Consider the following 2,235-nt stretch of genomic DNA (forward strand, 5'->3'; position numbering starts at 1 on the left):
GGCGGGGTGGTGGGGTTGGTGCCGCCGTTGCAGGTCACGCCGTTGAGCGTGAACGACGTCGGCTTCGGGTTGCTGCCGCTCCAGGCGCCGTTGAAGCCGAGGCTCACCGTGGCGCCGCTGGCCACCACGCCGTTGTAGGACTCGTTCTGCGCGGTGACGTTCTGGCCGCTCTGCGACCAGCGGGCCGACCAGCCCTGCTGCACCCGCTGGCTGCCGTCGGGGAAGGTGAAGCCCAGCGTCCAGCCGTTGAGGGCGTCGCCGGTGTTCTTGATGTTGACGGAGGCGGTGAACCCGCCCTGCCAGTCGCTGGTCGTGTACGACACGTCGCACTGGGTGGCGGCGTGCGCCACGGTGACCGGCAGGGTCACCAGTCCGCCCGCGACCAGAGCGCCCGCGCCACCGAGCGCGAGGGCCCGGCGGGGGCCGGACAGCCTTCTCCACACATTCATGCCACTGATCTCCTTGGGCGAGACCGGATCCGCGAACGGCCCGGCGATAAGGCCCGATGGGCGTCCTGCGCGGACGTCCGCCGGTACCACGGGTTCTTCGGGGGGTGCCCGACCCGGACGGGCGTTTGGTGGTGGTCCGACCGGCGACGATGGGCCGGCCGGGAGGCGGGATGTCGTCCGGCGGACCGGTGCCCTCGACTCCTGCCTGCGCGGTGTGGCTCCCCGAACCGCGTGCAGCGATTCTTGCATGGGAGCGCTTCCATGGCAATGCCTCGATGTGGCAGGGAGCGGCCGGAGGGGACGCCCGGTGCCGGCGGGGCGGACGGGACGGGACGCGACCACCGGCGCGGGCACGCGCCGCGCGACCGGCCCTCCGGGTGCCGGGAGGGCGGGAACCACCCGAGCCGGTCGGGCACGTTACCAAAGCGGCGTAGCTCCCCTACCGCCCTTAGCCTCCATAAATACCAAAACACGAATCTTTCCCTGCATAGCTCGTGAATCGGTCTAACGTCGTCCTTAGCTCGGTTGTCACCGGGCTCGAGGACAACAGGGATGGAGTGACGCAGGTCATGGCAAACAAGATGCTCGGGAAGGTCGTTGCTGGCGCGGCCCTCGGTGGCGCCTCCTTGCTCGTGTTCACGCCGGGGATCGCGTTCGCGGACGGTCACCACGACGACGAGGGCAAGGTCTACGCCAAGCCGCACGTCGTCAGGGCGGGCGAGACGGTCAAGCTGCTCGAGGTCTGCCCGGACCGGCAGGAGCACGCCTTCGTGTGGTCGAAGGTCACCGGCAAGGTCAAGCTCAAGCCGGCCGAGGGCCGCAACGACTGGCGTGGCGGGGAGGAGGACTCCCGCGACCACGACAAGGGCAAGGACCACGAGGACAAGGGCAAGGACCACGACAAGGGCAAGGACCACGAGGACAAGGGCCGCGACCACGAGGACAAGGGCCGCGACCACGGCAAGGACGACAACGGCAAGGACGAGACGCCCAAGCCGCAGCCGTCCGCCACCGCCACCGCCACCGGAGAGCCGAAGCCGCCGACCAACGGCCAGGGTGGCGGCGCCGCCGACGCCGGCGCCGAGGGCGAGCGCGACTGGAAGGGCTACGAGCACGGCCAGGACGCCGAGGGCGACCGCGAGGGCCGCGAAAAGGGCCACGACAAGAGCGACCGCGAGGGCCGCGAGAAGGGCCACGACAAGGGCGACCGTGAGGGCCGCGAGGGTCGCGAGGACAAGTACGGCTCGGGCAGCAACGGCTCGGACGAGTACGACCGCGAGGACCGCAAGGACCACGACGGGAACGGCTCGGACAGCAACGGCTCGGACGAGTACGACCGGAAGGGCCACGACAGCGGCTGGTCGGACGAGGAGTCCGAGGGCAACGGCAAGGACGAGGACCGCTGGGAGCACAAGCGGGACTTCATCTACTACGGCGAGGCCGAGGTCTCCGAGGACGCCAAGCCGGGCCGCTACGAGCTCAAGGGCTCCTGCGGCGAGGGCGAGCTGGTCGTGCTGCCGCGCGGTGGGGTCGACGGTGGTGACGGTGGCGTCGCCGCCGGCACCGACCGGGGCCTGGCCGCCGGTGGGGCGAGCCTGATCGGCGCGGCCGCCCTGGGCGGCCTCGTGCTGATGCGCCGGCGTCGGACCGATGAGTCCTTCGTCTGACATGACGGCGACACCGGCCGGCGGCCGTCACGGGACACCGTGGCGCGCCGCCGGCGCGGCCGTCGTCGTCGTGGTCGCCATGGTCGGCGCCGGTCTGATCGGCGCCTCGGCCAAGACCG

2 protein-coding genes and 1 pseudogene are annotated in these 2,235 nt (G+C 71.3%); 2 read left to right on the forward strand and 1 reads right to left on the reverse strand.

Annotation, left to right across the window (positions count from 1 at the left end):
- The coding region (locus tag F6X68_RS32265) for a cellulose-binding domain-containing protein (RefSeq protein ID WP_192581642.1) at nucleotides 1-449 on the reverse strand (449 nt) is incomplete at its 3' end.
- Nucleotides 450-1,018: 569 nt separating this feature from the next.
- Here F6X68_RS32265 and F6X68_RS32270 point away from each other — a divergent pair.
- Both F6X68_RS32270 and F6X68_RS34550 read left to right on the forward strand, forming a co-directional pair.
- Nucleotides 1,019-2,116, forward strand: coding sequence for a hypothetical protein (locus F6X68_RS32270; protein ID WP_151457776.1), 1,098 nt, complete (start codon nucleotides 1,019-1,021; stop codon nucleotides 2,114-2,116).
- Between the two features lies 1 nt (nucleotide 2,117).
- Nucleotides 2,118-2,235 (forward strand): annotated as a pseudogene (locus tag F6X68_RS34550) (class F sortase); the annotation flags it as partial.

The organism is Micromonospora sp. AMSO12t (genome assembly GCF_008806585.1).
GTDB lineage: Bacteria > Actinomycetota > Actinomycetes > Mycobacteriales > Micromonosporaceae > Micromonospora > Micromonospora reichwaldensis.

Coding starts and splice junctions, on each gene's coding strand:
- F6X68_RS32270 (WP_151457776.1), top strand. CDS start 1,019: ATGGCAAACAAGATGCTCGGGAAGGTCGTTGCTGGCGCGGCCCTCGGT.